The sequence below is a fragment of the Acinetobacter sp. YH12120 genome (assembly GCF_013418795.1).
GTDB classification, from domain to species: domain Bacteria; phylum Pseudomonadota; class Gammaproteobacteria; order Pseudomonadales; family Moraxellaceae; genus Acinetobacter; species Acinetobacter towneri.
Window position 1 is genome coordinate 1 of record NZ_VPBI01000057.1, and the last position, 1,212, is coordinate 1,212.

At 32.5% G+C, this 1,212-nt stretch carries 1 protein-coding gene and 1 pseudogene; both read right to left on the reverse strand.

Annotated features, from left to right (window positions below):
• Window positions 1-101: 101 nt before the first annotated feature.
• Window positions 102-572 carry an AraC family ligand binding domain-containing protein gene (locus tag FTU58_RS13960; protein WP_020753607.1) on the reverse strand — a complete coding sequence of 157 codons (471 nt, stop codon included), beginning with the start codon at window positions 570-572 and terminating at the stop codon, window positions 102-104.
• Window positions 573-745: 173 nt separating this feature from the next.
• Window positions 746-1,212, reverse strand: a pseudogene (locus FTU58_RS13965) (IS1 family transposase); the annotation flags it as partial.

Consider the following 1,212-nt stretch of genomic DNA (forward strand, 5'->3'; position numbering starts at 1 on the left):
CTGGCAGTACTTTTATAATCATGAACGACCTCATATGTCAGTAAATGGTTGTCCACCTATTTTTAAACAATAACAAGGCTTTAGATTTTCTACCCATTAATTCAATTAAAAATGGGGGTATTACCTAAGTTTTCTAATAAAAGATCTAAATACGTATCTTTCATCAATTGAGATTCATTGTTATTCAATATATTGTAGGTTGAAAGTATCAAATGTGAAAGTTGAGGATCAGAACGTAGGGTTGATTCGATAGCAAGTTCGATAGGCTCATTAAATATTCCTTCATAGCTTTTTTTTAACCATGCTGGATCTAAATGCATCATTTTATAAGTGAAGCCGAGAGGATCTGGTGCATTACCATCATGAACTTCTTCAGGTTCAAGCATGAAAGTTTGACCTTGATAGCTATCAATAATTTTTTTTCTACAATTGAATTGTTGATGTCCTAACTCTGTTACCCCTATAAGATAACTTGAGTGTAGATGAGGATCGTATGCAAAGCCTTTGAAGTGGGCATGAATTAGTTCTATACCTGTAGACTTATCCTGTGTGACATTGACCCAATTGCTCATATTTACTTAATTAGTCCTAATGGATTTAGCTTATCAAAAATTATCTAATGAAGAAATTCTAAAATTAACATAATACACCTTATACAAAATGCCCTTGTAAGCCCTTAATCAAGGGCATTTTTAGTCTCTACTTAACATAAAATTTTGGTGGTGCTTCAAAAAGTATGCTGCCTTTAAATGAAGCCATTATTGATGTAAAAGAAAAGAAGGCTAAATCAAAAGCTTTAAAATGGTTTTCAAGCTTTTTTGAAAAATTACAGCTTCTTCTGAAGCTACGCCTAATTCTATGCCTTATTTTGCAATTATTGCCTTCAATACCTACAGTAAAAAATTTACCAATACTTTGCTTACCATTTTTAAAAGCAGTGATGAAACTGTCCCAATGATCACTTGCAATTCGGGTGTAGTGAATATCTAATTGTTTAAGCTTTGTCTTCAATTGTTAGACTGTAGCTAAATCTCGTTTACCCCAAACATAAGCAACAATTTCACCTGTTTCTCGATGATAGGCGTAAATAAGCCATTGTTTATTCTTTTTATTTCCAACAAAATTCCAGAACTCATCTACTTCGAGAGATTCATAATGACTTTGCTGAGGCTGAATTTCATAGGTTGATTCAGTTAAAGTACGTAAAACTTT